We start from the raw sequence: 17,483 nt of genomic DNA on the forward strand, positions 1-17,483 counted from the left end.
TGTCTCAAAATCAAAATAGGCAAACTCTCGCTTGCCTATCAGGTATTACACGTTTATCAGCGTGTTTTATTTTCTTTTCGCCACAAAAATGAGGCTGGAGTAATCGTTTCCGTTCTTCTCGGCGTAGCTGTTCGACTTATACCCGTTCAGCACACTGTTCAGCATCTGGGTTTTACCGTTCTTTTGTTTCTCGCTGAGCAGGCTCACATAGTAGGCGTCAAACTTCATCGGCAACACTTCTTCCAGCTTCATCTTGTGCTTTTTCAGGAAGCGTTTCATGGTAGCCTGCGTGAAATGGTAAAGGTGGCGCGGCACATCGTATGCGGCCCAGTTCTCCTTGTACTCTTTGGCGTCATGCGAGTCAGCATTCGGGACGGCAATAATCAGCGTTCCGTCTTCCTGCAGGCTCTCCAGCAGCTGGCTCATCGTCTCATTCAGGGTGTGGATATGTTCCAGTACGTGCCAAAGGGTTATCACCTCAAATTTTTCTCCCTGCACATCCTGCAGGCCCGCGGCTATAATTTCGCCTGTTTCCGCTGACGCGGCCTCCCTTGCCTTTGCGTTAGGTTCGATGCCTCTTACCTCCCACCCGTCTTTTTTGCAGGCAGCCAGAAATACGCCTGTGCCGCAGCCATAGTCCATGATGCAGCCTTTGGCAGGCGCATACCTGTCGATAAGCTCAACTTTCTGCTTCGTGGTGATGGAGCGCACTACATGGTAGGCTCTGTTGATGATCCCTGCTTTGGTATTGCTGTGCGAAATGTACTCCTCTGATTCATAATACTGCCCGATGCTTTGCGTATCCGGTCTCGGGTTCGTGAACTTGAAGGAACAGTTTTCACATTCCACAATCACGAAACTCTCTTTTGACACAGCGTTGTCTGTTACTACTATAAAATTTTTAAATTCTGTTTTGCCGCAGATCGGGCAATGTTCCAGTCTTTCGTAGCTCATTTATTTTCCCAGGTATACCATAAGCACTGATATGTCGGCTGGCGTGACGCCACTAATTCTCGAGGCCTGCCCGATGGTTTCCGGGTTTACCTTCAGGAGTTTTTCCTTTGCCTCAGCCGACAGGGCAGGTATGTTACGGTAGTCTATTCTTTCCTTGATGATGTAGTTCTCAAGCTCGCTCATCTTGGCGGCCATGCTGTATTCCTTTACAATATAGCTTTCATATTTTACCTGTATGCCTGCCTGCTCCACGCTGTCTGCCCTGAACTTGCTTAGGTATTCTGCTACTGACGGCACCGCCAAGGCTATATGCTCTATCTCGATATTCGGACGTTTGATTAGCTGGCCGGCCCGCTGTTTTTCTAGGATCGGCGCCGAGCCCAAGTCCTCCAACAATGTGTTGATTTCTCCAGGCTCAATCGGCTTATTATTTAAATAGGCGATGATTTCACCCGTTTCTTCTATCTTCTTATCCACATTTTTCTTGCGGGCTTCGTCTGCCAGGCCAAGGTCGTAACCAAGCTTTGTCAGGCGGATATCAGCGTTGTCCTGGCGCAAGAGGATGCGGTGCTCGGCACGTGAAGTAAACATGCGGTATGGTTCGTTGGTGCCTTTGTTCACCAGGTCATCGATCAGCACGCCGATATAGGCCTCTGAGCGCTTCAGCACAAACGGCTCCTTCTCGTTAATCTTGTTGTGGGCATTGATCCCTGCCATCAGACCCTGGCAGGCGGCTTCTTCATATCCGGTCGTGCCATTTATCTGACCTGCGAAATACAGGTTCTCCAACAGTTTTGTCTCTAGCGTCAGGTTGAGCTGCGTTGGCGGAAAGAAGTCATACTCGATGGCGTATCCAGGGCGGAACATTTTGGCATTCTCAAAGCCCACTATTTTCCGCAGCGCCTTCAGCTGCACATCCTCCGGCAGGGAACTGGAGAAACCGTTTACATATACCTCCACTGTATTCCACCCCTCTGGTTCCACGAAAATCTGGTGGCGGTCACGGTCTGCGAAGCGGTTGATCTTATCTTCAATGGATGGGCAGTAGCGTGGTCCCAATCCCTGGATGCGGCCCTGGAACATCGGTGATTTCTCGAATCCTGTTTTCAGGATCTCATGTACTTCCGTGTTGGTGTAGGTGATATAGCAACTGCGCTGTTGCTGCAGTGGAACGGTGTCTGTATAGGAGAACTTGGACGGATTCTCGTCTCCATACTGCTCCTCCATGCGGCTGTAGTCAAGCGAGCGCCCGTCTACCCGCGGAGGTGTTCCGGTTTTCATGCGGCCCGCTTCAAAGCCCAGTTCTACAAGTTGCTCGGTTATGCCTTTGGCTGCTTTTTCTGCGGCGCGTCCTCCCCCTAGTTGCTTTTCACCGATGTGGATAATACCATTCAAAAAGGTGCCATTTGTGAGTACAACGGCCTTTCCACGTATAGTTATCCCCAAGCTGGTTCGTATACCGGCGGCTTTCCCGTCCACTACTTCTATGCCTGAAACCATCTCCTGCCAAAAGTCGATGTTCTCTGTCTGCTCCAGCGTCAGGCGCCACGCTTCAGCAAAACGCATGCGGTCGCTCTGCGCGCGCGGGCTCCACATGGCGGGTCCTTTCGATTTGTTCAGCATCCGGAACTGGATCATGGTCTGGTCGGTGATGATACCGCTCATTCCTCCTAAAGCATCTACCTCGCGCACAATCTGCCCTTTTGCCACGCCACCCATGGCAGGGTTGCACGACATCTGAGCGATGGTGTTCATGTTCATGGTTGCCAGCAGCACCTTTGAACCCATTTTGGCCGCAGCCGCAGCGGCCTCGCAGCCTGCGTGCCCGGCGCCTACAACTATCACATCGTATTCTGGAAACATGTATTCTGAAATTTAGAGACGTTTCACGTGAAACATCTGCAGAGGGTTGGTAATTCCTTTTTGCTGTTAAAACTTTCGCAAAGATAAGGAAGAATCTTCTTGTTTGCGCATAAGCGCCTCGTCCTCTTCAGACTTATCTGAGAAGCCGAGCAGGTGCAGCACGCCGTGGATGATCACGCGGTGCAGTTCGTCTGTGAAAGATGTGCCAAGCTCTGTGGCATTGTCGCGGACACGGTCTACGCTAATAAAAACATCACCTTCAACGATGCCATCTTCGTCGGCATTGTTGAAGGTGATGATGTCTGTGAGGGTATCGTGGTCAAGGTACTCCACATTGATGTGGTGGAGGTAATCATCCGAGCAGAATACGTAGGTGAGGTTATTTAACTCCTGCCCGTGTTGCGCTACAATTGTTGCAATCCACTCTGAAACCTGATCCGGGTTATCTAGCTCAAACTCGATGTCTTCGCTAAAGAACTCAATGGGATGTTCCATTATGTGAGGGTAAGACATTAAAAATTAGCTGTACCTTTTTCCCGTGGTTATCAAAATTTACTTCATCGCAGAGGTTACGCATCAGGAAGATGCCGCGGCCACCAGGGCTCTCCAGGTTCTCAGGGGCGGTTGGATCAGGCAGGTTCTCGTAGTCAAAACCAGGGCCTTCGTCCTCTACTTCAAAAAGCAACTTGTTGTCTTCTACCTGCAGCGTGAGGTATACGTTCTTGTCCTTGTCAAATTTATTCCCGTGACGGATAGCGTTATTTACAGATTCCGTAACAGCAACCATGATATTGCCATAGATGTCATCTTCAAACTCAAATTCATCTTTTGAGTTGTCTATAAAGCTTTCTATTACTCTGATGTTCTCGATTAGGGAAGGAATCTGAATTTTAACCTGATTCATATTAATCGTTAAGTGTAAAATAGGTGCGTATTATTTGCTGATATTCTGAAAGTACTCGTTTACCTTCTGCTTGTAATAAGGTGAAAGGGCAGGCGGTATTGTTTTAAGTAACTCCGTCTGTTTTTCTTTCGCTTTGATGTATTTATCAAAAGACGGCGGAACCTTCCTTGCAATCTCCTGTGCTGTCTTAGCCTCCCGTTTGTTGTCCAATTCCCGTTCCTTCGCAGCCTTCTCAGCTTCCAGCAAACGGGTCAGTATTTCCCGCTGTCTCATCAGGGTTTGTTCGGTCAAACGTTTATTAACGAGATCAATCTCGCTTTGTTCCATCATCTTACTGATATTTCCCATATCGCCGTTCTGGCCCTTTTCGCCCGGTTTCTGGCCTTGTTTCTCCAGTTCTTTGAGCGCATTGCGAAGTGCTTCCTGCTCTGCAGCCAATTTAGCTAATTCTTCAGAAAGTGCCTTACCCGATTTGCCCCCTTTTTTCAAATCTTCGATTTTTTTGTTCAATTGTTGCTGCAATTCTCCCATGTTACCGGGCTTGGGTTTGTTCCCTTTTTGTTTGCCGGCCATATTCCCCATCTGCTGCATGGCCTGCTGCATCTGTTTCATGGCATCATTCAGCATCAGGGCCAGGTTGTTCATGCTCGTCATGGCCAGTTGCTGCTGCGAGTTAGCCTTGCCCACGTTGCGGTCGCGGAGTTCCTGCACACTGTTGTCCATGCTCTGGTTCATAGCCGTTACCTCGCGCGTGACAAACGACTCGATCTGAAATACTTTTTTGGCCAGTGCGAAAAGGCTGTCCTCTATTACCTGAGCATTGTCGCGGAGACTAAGCTGATTCTCGGAGAGCGTGATAAAGCGCGGGTCGCTTTGGTTTACGCCGCGGAACTCCTTCATCAGGTCCTCCTGGTCAAAGGAGAGCTTGATCAGGTTCTCCAGGATGTCGCGGAGGTTGTCGAGGTTCTGCGACATGCTCTCCATGCTCATCGAGCTGCTCATCTGCTCCATCTGCTTCGCCATCTGCTCCATCTTCTGCCCCGCCTTCTGCTGCGATTCGCTGGCTTTTTTGTTTTGCTTTTTCTGCAGCTGCTCCTGGCTCTGCTGCATCTCCTGTTCTACGTCCTGCTGGTCCTGCTCCTGCTGCTGCTCGTCCATCTGGTTGGGCTGCTCCATCTTCTCGTTCAGCTCCTCCAGCTCCTTCATCTGCTCCTTCACATCCTCAAACTCTTCCTGCAGGGCCTTCTGCTCTTCCTGCAGCAACTGGTTTTCTTCCTGCTTCTGCTCCGTCTTCTCTGCCAGCTGCTGCTGCTCCTTCGCCATCTCCTGCAGCTTGTCGGTGATGTTGTCGAGCTTCTGCTCAAACTGCAGCTGCTTGAACAGCTCCAGGGCGCGCTCCAATTCACGCTCCAGGTTGCGTTCTTTGTTGTCAAGCTTGCTGAGGAGCTTCTGCATTTCAGCATCGTTGGGTTGCTGCTGCTGCAGCAGTTTCTCCAGTTCTTCGTACAGCTTCTTTGTTTCCGGGTCAAGCAGGTCGTTCATCAGCTGCTGCAGCTCCTGTGCCTTCTCCGCCAGCTGCTTGTCCTGCTCGCTCAGCATGTTCTGCTTCTTGTTGAGCTCGTCGAACAGTTCCTTCATAGAGGAGATATCCTGCTCCAGCTGCTTTTTCTTCTCCATCAGGTTTTCCAGCTGTTTTTTGTCCTGCCAATCCATCTCGCGCTTGGTCTTCATCTTCTCCTCCGACCGCGCAAGCTCTTCCTGCAACTGGGTAGCTTTGTTCAGCGTCTTGCTCATCTGGCTGGCCACCGACTGCGAGTTGTTGTCCAGTTCTTTTTGTAGTTCGCGCTTGTCCGGCACTTTCAGCTCGAAGGTGCGGGTGCGGGCGGATTTAGGCCCCTGCAGGCCGTCGTTGTCCCACACCTGCACGAAGTACTCCAGTTTGTCGCCCGGCTGCATGTTTAAGGCAGCGGTGTTCCACTGGTAGTAATAGGTCTGGCTGAGTTGCTGCTTGTTCAGAGGCAGGGGCTGGCTCTTATAAGCAGCCTGCGGATTTTTGTCGTTGTTGATGCGGTAGTGCAGGGAAAGGCGCGTCAGGCCATAGTCATCCGACACATCGCCGCCCAGGACGGTGTAGGTATATAAAGCGGTATCCTGAAACTGCTCTATGCTGATTTGCGGGTTCCTGTCGGGGATGGTGGTAATCTGGTAGTTGATTTCCTCTTTGTTGCTGCTGTGCTTGTTGCGGAGCTTAATATTGTAGTTCCGGCTTTTGTTGAACTGCTTGCTGGCCGTAAAGCTGTTGCCGTCTTTGCCGGCGGGGAGAGTTTCTGCAGGCTCTGCAAAGGCTAAGTCAATGCGCTCTGTCTCGGTGGCTGAAAAGTTCCAGGTAACGGTGCTTCCTTCCGGTATGTTGGCGTTGCCCGTGTTCTGTACCTCCTCCGGCTTGCGCTTCAGGTAGGACGGGTACTGCACCAGCATTTTAAAATCTTTCAGGTTTGGCCGTGAAAGGAGTTGCAGGGTATAATCATCTGACATAAAACCGGAGCCTTCCAGCTGAAAATCCACTGGCTTCTGCAGCTGCTTAAAGGTATAGGTATAGGTGCCATCGGCCGCGGCGTTCAGCTTCTGGCGGCGGCCGTTGTAGTTGATGAACACCTCACTGGGCACGGCTTTGCCTTCCACATCCACCTTCAGCTCAAAATCCTCCCCCCTGTAGGTCTGCAGCGGATCGTTCTGCACCACGAACCTGAACGGCGCTAAAGGTTCGTAGTGTCTTTTGTAGTTGATAATGCGCTCGGTGCCCTGCACGAAAATAGTGGGGTATATCAGCGCAATGAGCAGCGCGATAAGCGCAGGCAAGGCTATATACTTTAGCAGGGGCCTGTTCTCGCGGTACGTGACAGCATCTGTAAAGCGGAAGGACCCCAGCTGCCCGGCACGCTGGTCGATGCTGGCGGCTATCAGGGCATTGGTGCGGTCTAGGTTCTTCAGCTGGATGGCGTTCAACAGCTTGTCCCGGATCTCAGGGTAATGAGAGCCGACCCGCTGCGCCGCCTGCTCGTCGGTAAGCACCCGCTTGAGCCTGGCCAGAGCCGAAATGGGCAGCACGATCCAGCGGACAAAGACGTAAGCAACGAACGCTACAAAGGAGAAAAGCAGAAAGCCGCGCACCCACTCCGGGAAGTAAAACATATACTCCAGCAGGCTGTAGATGATATAAATAGACAACAGGAGCCCAACAGCGAAGATGCTACCCCGCAACAGCATGTTGAGGTAGAATTTCTGCTTGAACTCCTGCAGCTGATGCAGCAACTGATCGAGTGCATCGTTATTTTTCATGTTCTTACTCCTTATGATTTTATCACATGGCGGCTACAGTGGTAAGTTAACTAAATACTGCTAAAGTATTGTACTTAAGTACGGAATGTACTTCGATCTGCCGTTAAAATATTAACTGTAACGGCAGGCACTTTAGTATATCTCCCCTACTCCAACTCCAGCAGCACCGGGCAATGGTCTGAGTGCCTGGCCTCTGTCAGGATCGCGGCGCGCTTTATCCTGTCGCGCAGGTTTTCGGTTGCCATGTTATAATCAATACGCCAACCAAGATTTTTGTTGCGTGCGCCGGCACGATAACTCCACCAGGTGTAGTTATGCGGCTCCGGGTTTACGTGCCGGAACGAGTCGATGAAGCCGCTCTCAACAAACTGGCACATCCAACTGCGCTCCTCCGGCAGGAAGCCCGAGCTGTTGGCGTTCGATTTCGGGTTGTGGATATCGATGGCCTGGTGGCAGATGTTATAGTCACCGCTGATAATTAAACCGGGAAGGGTATGCTTCAGTTCATTTATATAGCTGTGGAAGTCGTCGAGCCACTTGAACTTGAAACCCTGGCGCTCCTCGCCGCTGGAGCCGGAGGGCATATAGACGCTCATCACCGACACGTCCTCATAGTCTGCCCGCAGCACGCGGCCCTCAATATCGTAGCACTCGATGCCGCAGCCCACCTGCACGTGTTTTGGTTTTTCCTTTGATAAAATAGCCACGCCGCTGTAGCCTTTCTTCACGGCCGGGTGCAGGTACACATGATACCCCATTTGCTCGAAGAAGGCTTTGTCAAACTTCGACTCGTCGGCCTTGATCTCCTGCAGGCACAGCACATCGGGGTTCGCGGCCCTCAGCCAGTCGCCAAAGCCCTTGGTAAGCGCGGCGCGGATGCCGTTTACATTATAGGTAATGATTCTCATATTTTTTGCGAATCACGCAGCGCGTATTTCGTATCGCAATTGACTTTCCTTTTTAAAAAAGTAGTAGCAATGCAAGTGCGAAGCCTTAGCTCATATACTTCATATCAGCTACAATAGAAATCGAAAGTCGTGATACTTGATACGAACTACATGATACGTTTTAAACTTCTTCAGATTGGTTAAAGTACTCGATGACGTGCCATTTCAACATGTTTTCCTGCTCGCGCAGGTTGGCAAACGGAATGGGTTTGACAGCCTCGTAATGGGGCCAGCCCTCTTCATCAGTGCCGGTCAGGGTATAGTAGCCGGACAGGCTGAAGACTTTGCAGGTAGCGATGTGCATCAGATCCTGCTTCTCTTCCTTGGTAAACTCCCGGATGCCGATGCCCAGTTCCTGGATGCCGATCAGGAAGAGGATGGCGTTCATGTCGGGCTTCTTGCCGAACTGCTTCATCAGCATGGCCCGCAGCTGCGTCCAGTTATGCTCTAAGTTGTCTGAATCGAATTTCATCTTTTATGATTGTTGATTGGTGCTTGCTAATTGTTTGTTCTCATATGTAAACAATCAACATCTAACAATTAGCAATAACTTACTCCGCACTCCCCCGCGCTTTCAGCTCCTCCCAATACTCCACGGCTCTTCTGAAGTGCGGGATGACGATGGAGCCGCCCACCAAGTTGGCGATAGAAAACACCTCCATGATCTGCTCGTCTGAGATGCCCTCTTCGTAGCATTTACCCACATGGTACTTGATGCAGTCGTCGCAGCGCAGCACCATCGAGGCCACCAGGCCCAGCATTTCCTTTGTTTTCACATCCAGGGCACCCTCGGCGTAGGTGTTGGTGTCGAGGTTGAAAAAACGTTTGATCACTTTATTATCGTAAGACATGATGCGCTCGTTCATGCGCGTGCGGTAATCGTTAAATTCTTCTACTAAGCTCATTGTTTTATATGCTATTGCCCGTAAGCCTTAAAAGGTATATATAATACAGCAAAGTTAACCATAATCCCTTAAACCGCAGTTCCCTGCCAATGTTCGACGACCTGCTTTCGCTGCTGTTCCCCCGGAGTTGCTACGCCTGCGACGGTGCCATGGCCCGCGGCGAAAGCTATATCTGCACCAAATGCAGCGTGAAGCTGCCCTACACCGACGTGCACGTGCATGGGGCGACGGAGCAGAACCCGCTGCAGCGCAGGTTCTGGGGCAAGGTGCCGGTGCGGTTTGCGTTTGCCTACCTCCACTTTGTGCCGAAGGGCCGGGTGCAGCGGCTGTTGCACAAGCTCAAGTACAAAGGGGCAAGCGAACTGGGCGAGCACCTGGGGCAACGCTATGGCTCCCTCCTCTCGGATTACCAGTACCCCGGGCAGTTCGACCTGGTGGTGCCGGTGCCCCTGCACAGGCATAAGCTGCGCCGGCGCGGCTATAACCAGGCCGAGAGCTTTGCCAGGGGGCTGGCCGGGGCCATGCAGCTGCCGCATATAGGGGATGTTCTGTATAGAGCCATCGATACCTCTACCCAAACAAGCAAGAGCAGGTTCGACAGGTGGCAAAATGTGGAGCAGGTGTTTCAGGTGCCGAGGCCGGAGACGGTGCAGGGTAAGCGCGTGCTGCTCGTGGACGATGTGATGACGACCGGCGCCACCTTAGAGGCCTGTGCCGTAGCGTTGCTGGCAGCGGGCGCTGCCGAGGTAAGCGTGGTGACAATCGCGGCGGCGTAAAAGAGGCAGTGCTATATATAGGGCTATATATAATACAGGCACGCAGCATCGAATGGAGGCCCTTTATATATAGAATACAGGGTTGCTGGAAACGCGGCAGATCAGGTGTCCTTAACTCGTCTGCTCCCGGTGTATATCCGACAGGCTCGGCTCTGCGTACTCTATCTCTTCCTGCTGCTCCAGTTCATCCAGTGTGTCTTTTACCACGGCGTAGTTTACGTTGGCGGGTATCTCCAGCACAAAGAAATCCTCGTTCACCTCCACCGATATGCAGCCTAGTTCGGCAAACTGCCTGCGCAGGTCCAGCAATGGCGTCTCCTCGTTTTGGCGGATCACCTGGACCGTGGAGTTACCGGAGGGCGTGACGGTTTCCTGGTACAGCAGGCCTTCCTCCATCGGGTTGTAAGTCGCGCGCACGATATCTTCCGTCGCGATAAGGGGTACATAGTATGGGATACTGTCTATTTTATACAGCCCCTTTGCGGCGTCTACCTCCAGCGCCCACAGCGTCTCGGACATCTCCTTGCCAAAAAGGGCGCTGTCAAAACGGAAGATGATTTTATGGGTTTTTTCCTGCTCGCTCATATATAGGATAGGTTAGGCTGGTAAAAAGCAAAAAGCCCGGAACTGCTTCCGGGCTTTTTATATATGGTAAGTGTGATCTTCTTATTTGTTAGAGCCGGCGTTGATCATCGCGCAACGGAAACCGATGGTAGCTGTGGCAGAATCCTGTGCCATGAAGCGGCGTGTGCCAGGAGACAACCAATAGGCTACGTCTTTCCAGGAGCCGCCCTTGAACACGCGCACCTCGTCGTTCACCAATGAGTGGTAGCCTTCGCTTGAGTCGTAGTTCTCAGACTCATCCAGGTAACCGTCTCTACGGAAAGGGTTCAGGTCTTCCACGTCCTGGTAAGAAAGCGGGCGGTAGATATCCTGCACCCACTCGTTCACATTGCCGGCCATGTTGTATAAACCGAAGTCGTTTGGCGGGTAGCTGTATATATAATCCGTGATCATGGCGCCGTCGTTCAGTGAGCCTGCGATACCGGCATAGTCACCGCGGCCACGCTTGAAGTTCGCCATAAACTTGCCCATCTCCTTGCCGTACGGGTTGCGCACCTGGTGGCCGTCCCATGGGTAAAGGCGACGGTTGTTCTGGTTCTCGTCCTCGTTGTACTGCGTGCCGATCATGGCCTGCGCCGCATATTCCCACTCAGCCTCTGTTGGGAGGCGGTAGTTCGGCAAAACAAGCCCGGACTCAATGCCAGGGGCCTCCCCCTCTACAGGCTCGTCGTTTCCGCGGCGGCCAAACAGGCCCCTGCGGCCACCGCCGCCAGTTTCCTGCGCAGCGAAGTTCTCGTTTACCTTGGCCGTGCGCCATATACAGAAATCATTTGCCTGCAGCCAGCTCACGCCCACCACCGGGAAGAAGCGGAAGCCTGGGTAGCGCAGGTAATACGTTACGTAAGGGTCGTTGAAAGAAAGCTGGCGCGACCAAACGGTTGTGTCTGGCAGGGCAGCCTGGTATACTTCCGGCAGAGAGTCCTTCTTCAGGTAGTGCAGGTACTCCAGCCAATGAATATTCGCTACTTCCGTTTCGTCCATGTAGAAAGAAGCCACCGTTACCGTGCGCTCCACGTTGTCGCGCGTCATGGCGATATCCTCCTCCATCGAGCCAAGCACCGTGCGGCCGCCTTCGATGAACACCAGGCCGGGGCCCTGTGGGAACTCAGCGTAATCCGGCACGTCGAAAGCCTCTTCATCCTCACCATACTCGATACCGGTGGAGCTACTGTAGTCGCCAGGGTTCGTGCTGGTTGGCTGCCCTCCTTTAGAGCAGGATGCCATGAGAAAGCCTCCCATAACCGCAACTGATAAATACTTAATCAACTTCATAAATTAGTACCCAATTAAGATAAGGTTCTTGTAACGGAATTTAATGTGCAATTATAATTAAAATCAGAACGCCGGACAAACAATGTTCCTGTTTAATTTGCGGCCTGAGCGGCTTTTAAACAAATTGTTAAAATCAGACGGTTCAAAAACGAGTGAAATTTCATTTGCACCGCCGGCTTCTGCGCTAAATCCCTGCAAGCCAACGTCGTGGCTGTAGCCAAGGCGTATGCTCCGCAGCTGCAACCCTGCTATGACGGACAGTGTTTGGTCCTGGTTAGTTCCACCTGTTACCGGAACACCTTTGTATATGAGTCCTAACGTGAGAGGCGTGTAAATAGTATATAGCCCTATATCTAAGCGATTTAAATTTTGCTGGTGCATGAAAGTGGCCGTGGGTGAGAAGCTCAGCTCAAACAGCTGGCCCTGCTCTTCATAGGTTTTAGTATAAAATTTATATCCTGCGATGGCTATATAGCGGATGGGTAATTCGGTTTCGCGGTTGAATCCGTACCCGGGTCTGTTGAGGTGCGCCGCCGTGAGGCCGGCCCAGAACTGGTCGGTGTAAGCCAGCCCGCCCACCGTGAAATCGACATAGTAGCTTGGCTCAAAACTGCTTGCCTCCGCCGACGTGACAGCCACTATCCCCTTATCCGACAATTGGTCCCCAAACACGAGGTTGTCGAAGTTTACGCGCAGCGAGGCCACTGCCGCCTGCAAGCCCGCCGACATGGCCCATTTAGAGCTAAGGTTGGTATGGTAGGCATAGCCGCCCGCCACCTGCCATTTCTGCAGGCCGCCCACACCGGCGCGGTCCTGCTGCACCAGCAGGCTCGCCGCGCTCTTTGTACCCGGGATTCTGTAATCGGCGGCAAGCTGGTTGGTGATGAAGGAGCCGTTGAGCGCAGGCCACTGGTTGCGGTGGGACAGCGCCACGCTCCAGCTGCTGTTTATGCCCGCGAAGGCCGGGTTCAGGTACAGGCGGTTGGCATACTGCTGGGTGAGGTGCACATCCTGCGCCGCGGCCACCACGGCACACAGGCAGCACACGCACGCCACGAAAATCTTTTTTAGCCCCATGCCTATACCAAACGAATTAGCAGCTACGCTATATATAAAGAGTATGTCATTAAAGAAGCAATGTATAAATTAGCACGGTTTTAGCTATTGTGCTTCTACTATAGTTTATATAGTCATGCAACCATCGAAACGATCCTAATCCTATATGAAAAAAGTAGCTATCGGTTTTTTTATCTTTGTGGCCCTGCTGTTTGCCGCGGCGGCTTTGGTGCCTCTTCTGTTCAAAGATAAAATCAAGCTGGCCTTAGACAAAGAGATCGCCCGGAATATTAACGCCGAGGTGGTCTACCAGACAGACGATGTGAGCCTCTCGCTCTTCCGCAACTTCCCGAACCTGTCGCTGGGCGTGGAGAACCTGTCTGTGATCGGCAAAGACTCCTTCGCCACCGACACGCTGGCCCGCATCCCCTCCTTCCGGATGGGGTTGAACCTGATGAGCGTGATCTCGGGAGACGAGCTGAAGGTGAACTCCATCACCTTGAACGAACCCGTGATCCGGCTGCTTGTGCTCAAGAGCGGCAAGGCCAACTGGGACATCATGATCGACGACTCCACCGCCGCTGAAACGCCGGAGGATACCTTGGCCAGCGATTTCAGGATGGCCATCAAAGGCTGGGAGGTCAACAACGGCACGCTGTACTACGACGACCTGAGCATACCGTTCGGCATGGTGGGCTATAACGTAAACCATACCGGCAGCGGCGATTTTGAGAAGGATGTGTTCGATATGAAGTCGCAGACCACGGCTGAACGCTTCACGATGACCTACGACGGGGCGAATTATATAGAGAATGCCAGGCTCAATGCCGACGTCACGATGGCCATGGACCTCAACCAGTACCTCTACACCTTCAAAGACAATAACATCCGCATCAACGAGTTCCCGTTTAAGTTCGACGGCACGATCCTGATGCCGGACGAGGCCATTGACTTCGACCTGACCTTTGCCGCCACCGAAACCGACTTCCGCAATGTGCTGTCGGTGGTGCCGGGCATGTACAGCGAGCAGTTCGAGGACATTAAGACAGACGGGAAGCTGAGCTTTGAGGGCTATATGAAAGGGCGCATGCTCGATACCCTCATGCCGGGCTATGGCATGGACCTGAAAGTGATCAACGGGATGTTTAAATACCCTGACCTGCCGGAGGCGGCCCGCAACATCAACGTGGATATGAGCGTCGACAGCAAGGACGGCGAGCTTGCGAACACCAACGTGGAGGTGCGCCAGTTCCACCTCGACCTGGGCAAAAACCCCGTGGACGCCAAAGCCGTGATCAAAGGCCTTGACAAGACCATGCTTGTGGACGGGAACGTGAAGGCGAACGTGGACCTGGCAGAAATCACCAAGGTGTTCCCGGTAGAGGACATGACGCTGCGCGGCCTGCTGAAAGTGGACGCCAATGCCAAAGGAACCTACAGCGAGACCAGCATGCCGGTGATAGACGCCGACCTGAACCTGACCAACGGCTACGTGAAGTCAAAAGACTTCCCGGCCCCGATCCAGCAACTGAACATGGTGACGAACGTCCGCAACACCACCGGCAACACCGACGACACCCGCATCAACATCGAGCGCTTTAACATGAACCTGGACGGCGAGCCGCTGGAGGGCCGCATGCTGATTCAGGGCATCGATCAGCCGGCTTTCGATGGCCGCATCAAAGGTATCCTGGACCTGACCAAGCTCACCAAGATATTCCCGCTGGAGAACATGACGCTTTCCGGCCGGATAAACGCAGATGTGGCGGCCAAAGGCAAGATGAGCGACATAGAGGACGAGAAATACAACAACATCACCGCAAACGGAACGATGGCGGTGAGCAACCTCAACTTTGTGAGCACCGACCTGCCGCAGGGGATGAAAATCAGCAAAGCCAACGCCACGTTCAACAACGAGCGCATCAACCTGCAGAACATGAGCGGGTACCTGGGCAAGAGCGACATCCAGGCCAACGGCAGTCTCTCGAACTATGTAGGCTATGCGCTGGCCGATAACCAGCCGCTGCGCGGCACCTTCAACATCAGCTCCAACCGCTTTGATGTGAACGAGTGGCTGGTGGACGAGAACACGGGCGCGCCGGTAGAGGAAACCGCCTCGGAAGGGGTGGTGGAGGTGCCTGCAAACCTGGACGTGGCCCTGAACATAGACGCCAAGCAGGTGCTGTACGAAAACCTGAAGCTGAACAACATGACCGGGCAGGTGCAGGTGAAAGACAAGATAGCCAGGCTGAACAAGGTCTCCTTCAACACCCTGGGCGCAACCTTTGCCACCAGCGGCAGCTACAATACCCAAAGCCTGCAGCACCCGCTTTTCGACATGAAGCTGGATATACAGGACTTAGGTTTTAAAGAGGCCTTTGATGCCTTTAACACCGTACAGGCCTTCGCCCCGATTGCCAAGGTACTGGAAGGGAAATTCTCTACCAACTTTGCCTTCGCCGGGGAACTGGGCCAGAATATGGTTCCGGTTTTCCAGACGCTGGATGGCGAGGGCGTGATCAAAGTGCTTCGGGCGGCTGTGCGCAACGTGCCGATCGTAGACAAGATCAGCAGCCTGACGCACTTCGAGGAGCTGCGCAACTTCGTGATCGAGAACAAGATAATCGATGCCCAGATTGTGGACGGCAAGTTTATCGTGAAGCCGTTTAAGATGGATGTGGGGAACGTAGGCATGTCCGTTGGCGGAAGCACCAGCGCAGATGGAGGCATTGACTATATCACGGCGCTGGATGTGCCTGCGGGCAAGGTTGGCCGCGAGCTGAACACACGCCTTTCCTCCCTGCTGGGCAACGAGAGCCTGGCCAACTCAGAGCGCGTCACGCTGAAGCTGAACGTGGGCGGCACGTACTCCGACCCCCGCGTTTCGCTGGCGGGCGGCTCTGTGAAAGAGAAGGCCGCCGATATGGTGCAAAGCGTGGTGAAGAATAAGCTGGATGAGGCCAAGCAGCAGGTGGACCAGCGCAGGCAGCAGTTACAGGACAGCGTGCAGAACGAACTGGTCCGTAAGCGGCAGGAGGTGGAGCGCAAGGCACAGCAAGAGCTGGACAAGAAGCGCGCAGAGGCCGAGCAGCAGATCAAGAAGCAGGCCACCGACAAAGTGGGCGGGTTCCTGCGGCAGCTGACCAAGCCAGCCGCTACCCCGGACACTACCAAGGCAGGAGCGAACCAGTAAGTGCGGAAAAGCGGGTAAAACCCTGTTTATATATAAATCTATAGATAAAGCCAGCAGAGATGTTTTTTCTGCTGGCTTTTATTTTTACTTTCCTATATATATAAATACAACTTTATCTCGTTTACCCGTATAATGGGTGCGATTTCACCCGAGCGCAACTAAAACTTAATACAATTTTTATGAAGAGAAAGCACATTATTCCTTTTCTGCTGAGCGGCCTTCTGATCGGCTTCAGCGCATGCGACAGTGAAACCGATGAGGGCACAGGCACTGCTAAAATGGAGGTGCGCCTTACCGATGCCCCCGGCGATTATGAGGAGGTAAACGTGGAGATAGAGTCGGTGCAGGTGCACAAGGAGGACGGAGACAGTGAAGACGGCTGGATCACGCTGGACGAGATACACCCCGGCGTATATAACCTGTTGGACTTCGCCAACGGCCGCGACACCCTGTTGGCCAGTGCTAATTTGCCCGTCGGCCATATCTCGCAGATCAGGCTGGTACTGGGCGATGACAACACCTTGAAGCTGAAAGACGGTTCCGTGGTGGACCTGCAAACGCCAAGCGGCCAGACCTCGGGCGTAAAGCTGCAGATCGACGCTCACCTCGAGAGCGACGTCACCTATATGGTGCTGCTGGACTTTGACGCCGCGAAATCGGTGGTGGCGAAGGGTAACGGCGGCTATAACCTGAAGCCGGTGGTGCGCACCATTACAAAGGCCATTGCAGGCGGCATCAGGGGCAAGGTAACGCCAGCCGCGTATAAGCCGGGTATCTATGTGATCTCGGCAGCCAACGACACCATCGGGGGATTTGCCAACGACAACGGCGACTTCCTCATCAAGGGCATTGAGGAGGGCACCTATACCGTTAAATTCTACACCGAAGGCGCCGCGCACGACACAACCGTAGAGGGCGTAAACGTAAGCAAGGATCAGATAAAAGACTTAGGCACTGTAGAGCTGCCTGAATAAGTTTTTCAGAAGGATGATTTATCGAAAGGCTATTTGGCAGATGATGAGCAGGAATATATAATCGCTTTGCTTCATCAGGCCTGATCATCAGCGTCAAAAATCAAATCTCCCTATATATAAAAAGAGGCTCTTCCGCTGGGAGAGCCTCTTTTTATATATAGGGAGTCTTATGTCTGTCGTCTGAAAGCTGATGCCTTAAAACACCTGCCCCATCAGCTCCCGCACATAGGTCACGTAATCGGTGTTGGGAGGCGTGTGGCCTTTCCTGCGCAACTCGGTGGCGGTTTGGGCGCGGTGGTAGGTGGCGTGGTTGAAGGCGTGCGTCAGGATGTCGAGCACGCGGGTGCTGTACTGGTTGCCGAGGCTGTTGCTGTAATCGATCAGGCGGTTAAACTCAGCCTCGTCGGCGTTTTGCGCCAGCTCAGCAATCTTGTGGGAAGAATACTGATGCAGCTTCTTCAGTTCCTCTAAATCGTGCTCCTGCCATACCTTCACGGGGCTTTCGGTGCCGGTGATGCGGGCAATCCAGATAGCCTGGGCATTCAGGGCGTGGCTGAAGAGGCGTGCAGCGCTGGCGGGTATTTCCGGAAGGCTGCTGAACACATCCAGCATGGTTTGATTAGCCCAGATGTTGTATTCCGATAGGTTTTTCAGTACGTCGTTTCCAGTCATGGTT

At 52.9% G+C, this 17,483-nt stretch carries 15 protein-coding genes; 3 read left to right on the forward strand and 12 right to left on the reverse strand.

Annotated features, from left to right (window positions below):
• Window positions 1–66: 66 nt before the first annotated feature.
• The 8 genes from ABD920_RS01420 to ABD920_RS01455 all read right to left on the reverse strand — a co-directional run bounded on the left by ABD920_RS01420 (window position 67) and on the right by ABD920_RS01455 (window position 8,912).
• A complete protein-coding gene (locus tag ABD920_RS01420) occupies window positions 67–954 on the reverse strand; it encodes a class I SAM-dependent methyltransferase (protein ID WP_345156351.1) in 888 nt (295 codons plus the stop codon).
• Entirely contained in the window at window positions 955–2,817 is a 1,863-nt protein-coding gene (gene mnmG / locus ABD920_RS01425) for a tRNA uridine-5-carboxymethylaminomethyl(34) synthesis enzyme MnmG (RefSeq protein ID WP_345156352.1), read from the reverse strand.
• Between the two features lie 66 nt (window positions 2,818–2,883).
• Window positions 2,884–3,312, reverse strand: a complete 429-nt coding sequence (gene ybeY / locus ABD920_RS01430; RefSeq protein WP_345156353.1) for an rRNA maturation RNase YbeY — start codon at window positions 3,310–3,312, stop codon at window positions 2,884–2,886.
• Window positions 3,296–3,721, reverse strand: a complete 426-nt coding sequence (locus ABD920_RS01435; protein ID WP_345156354.1) for an ATP-binding protein — start codon at window positions 3,719–3,721, stop codon at window positions 3,296–3,298. The genes ybeY and ABD920_RS01435 overlap by 17 nt, the downstream gene beginning before the upstream one ends.
• Before the next feature lie 30 nt (window positions 3,722–3,751).
• Window positions 3,752–7,060, reverse strand: a complete 3,309-nt coding sequence (locus ABD920_RS01440; protein ID WP_345156355.1) for a DUF4175 family protein — start codon at window positions 7,058–7,060, stop codon at window positions 3,752–3,754.
• A gap of 146 nt (window positions 7,061–7,206) precedes the next feature.
• Window positions 7,207–7,968 (reverse strand): exodeoxyribonuclease III, encoded by a 762-nt coding sequence (locus tag ABD920_RS01445; RefSeq protein ID WP_345156356.1) that lies wholly within the window; start codon window positions 7,966–7,968, stop codon window positions 7,207–7,209.
• 160 nt (window positions 7,969–8,128) lie between these two features.
• Window positions 8,129–8,479, reverse strand: a complete 351-nt coding sequence (locus tag ABD920_RS01450) for a hypothetical protein (protein ID WP_345156357.1) — start codon at window positions 8,477–8,479, stop codon at window positions 8,129–8,131.
• Window positions 8,480–8,558: 79 nt separating this feature from the next.
• On the reverse strand, window positions 8,559–8,912 hold the full coding sequence (locus tag ABD920_RS01455; protein ID WP_345156358.1) for a carboxymuconolactone decarboxylase family protein: 354 nt from the start codon (window positions 8,910–8,912) through the stop codon (window positions 8,559–8,561).
• Window positions 8,913–9,001: 89 nt separating this feature from the next.
• Between ABD920_RS01455 and ABD920_RS01460 the strand changes: the two genes are divergently transcribed.
• Window positions 9,002–9,688 carry a ComF family protein gene (locus ABD920_RS01460; protein ID WP_345156359.1) on the forward strand — a complete coding sequence of 229 codons (687 nt, stop codon included), beginning with the start codon at window positions 9,002–9,004 and terminating at the stop codon, window positions 9,686–9,688.
• A gap of 111 nt (window positions 9,689–9,799) precedes the next feature.
• On the opposite strand, the gene ABD920_RS01465 is transcribed toward ABD920_RS01460, so the two are convergent.
• The 3 genes from ABD920_RS01465 to ABD920_RS01475 all read right to left on the reverse strand — a co-directional run bounded on the left by ABD920_RS01465 (window position 9,800) and on the right by ABD920_RS01475 (window position 12,661).
• A complete protein-coding gene (locus ABD920_RS01465) occupies window positions 9,800–10,273 on the reverse strand; it encodes a DUF4265 domain-containing protein (RefSeq protein WP_345156361.1) in 474 nt (157 codons plus the stop codon).
• Between the two features lie 81 nt (window positions 10,274–10,354).
• Window positions 10,355–11,584 (reverse strand): gliding motility lipoprotein GldJ, encoded by a 1,230-nt coding sequence (gene gldJ, locus ABD920_RS01470; protein ID WP_345156362.1) that lies wholly within the window; start codon window positions 11,582–11,584, stop codon window positions 10,355–10,357.
• A gap of 63 nt (window positions 11,585–11,647) precedes the next feature.
• Window positions 11,648–12,661 (reverse strand): PorP/SprF family type IX secretion system membrane protein, encoded by a 1,014-nt coding sequence (locus tag ABD920_RS01475; RefSeq protein WP_345156363.1) that lies wholly within the window; start codon window positions 12,659–12,661, stop codon window positions 11,648–11,650.
• Window positions 12,662–12,806: 145 nt separating this feature from the next.
• Between ABD920_RS01475 and ABD920_RS01480 the strand changes: the two genes are divergently transcribed.
• Both ABD920_RS01480 and ABD920_RS01485 read left to right on the forward strand, forming a co-directional pair.
• Window positions 12,807–15,833, forward strand: coding sequence for an AsmA family protein (locus ABD920_RS01480; protein ID WP_345156364.1), 3,027 nt, complete (start codon window positions 12,807–12,809; stop codon window positions 15,831–15,833).
• 179 nt (window positions 15,834–16,012) lie between these two features.
• Window positions 16,013–16,807 (forward strand): DUF4382 domain-containing protein, encoded by a 795-nt coding sequence (locus tag ABD920_RS01485; protein ID WP_345156365.1) that lies wholly within the window; start codon window positions 16,013–16,015, stop codon window positions 16,805–16,807.
• 195 nt (window positions 16,808–17,002) lie between these two features.
• Here ABD920_RS01485 and ABD920_RS01490 read toward each other — a convergent pair whose 3' ends face one another.
• A complete protein-coding gene (locus tag ABD920_RS01490; RefSeq protein ID WP_345156366.1) occupies window positions 17,003–17,479 on the reverse strand; it encodes a DinB family protein in 477 nt (158 codons plus the stop codon).
• Between the last annotated feature and the right edge of the window lie 4 nt (window positions 17,480–17,483).

The sequence above is a fragment of the Pontibacter saemangeumensis genome (assembly GCF_039541895.1).
In the GTDB taxonomy this organism is placed as follows: Bacteria; Bacteroidota; Bacteroidia; order Cytophagales; family Hymenobacteraceae; genus Pontibacter; species Pontibacter saemangeumensis.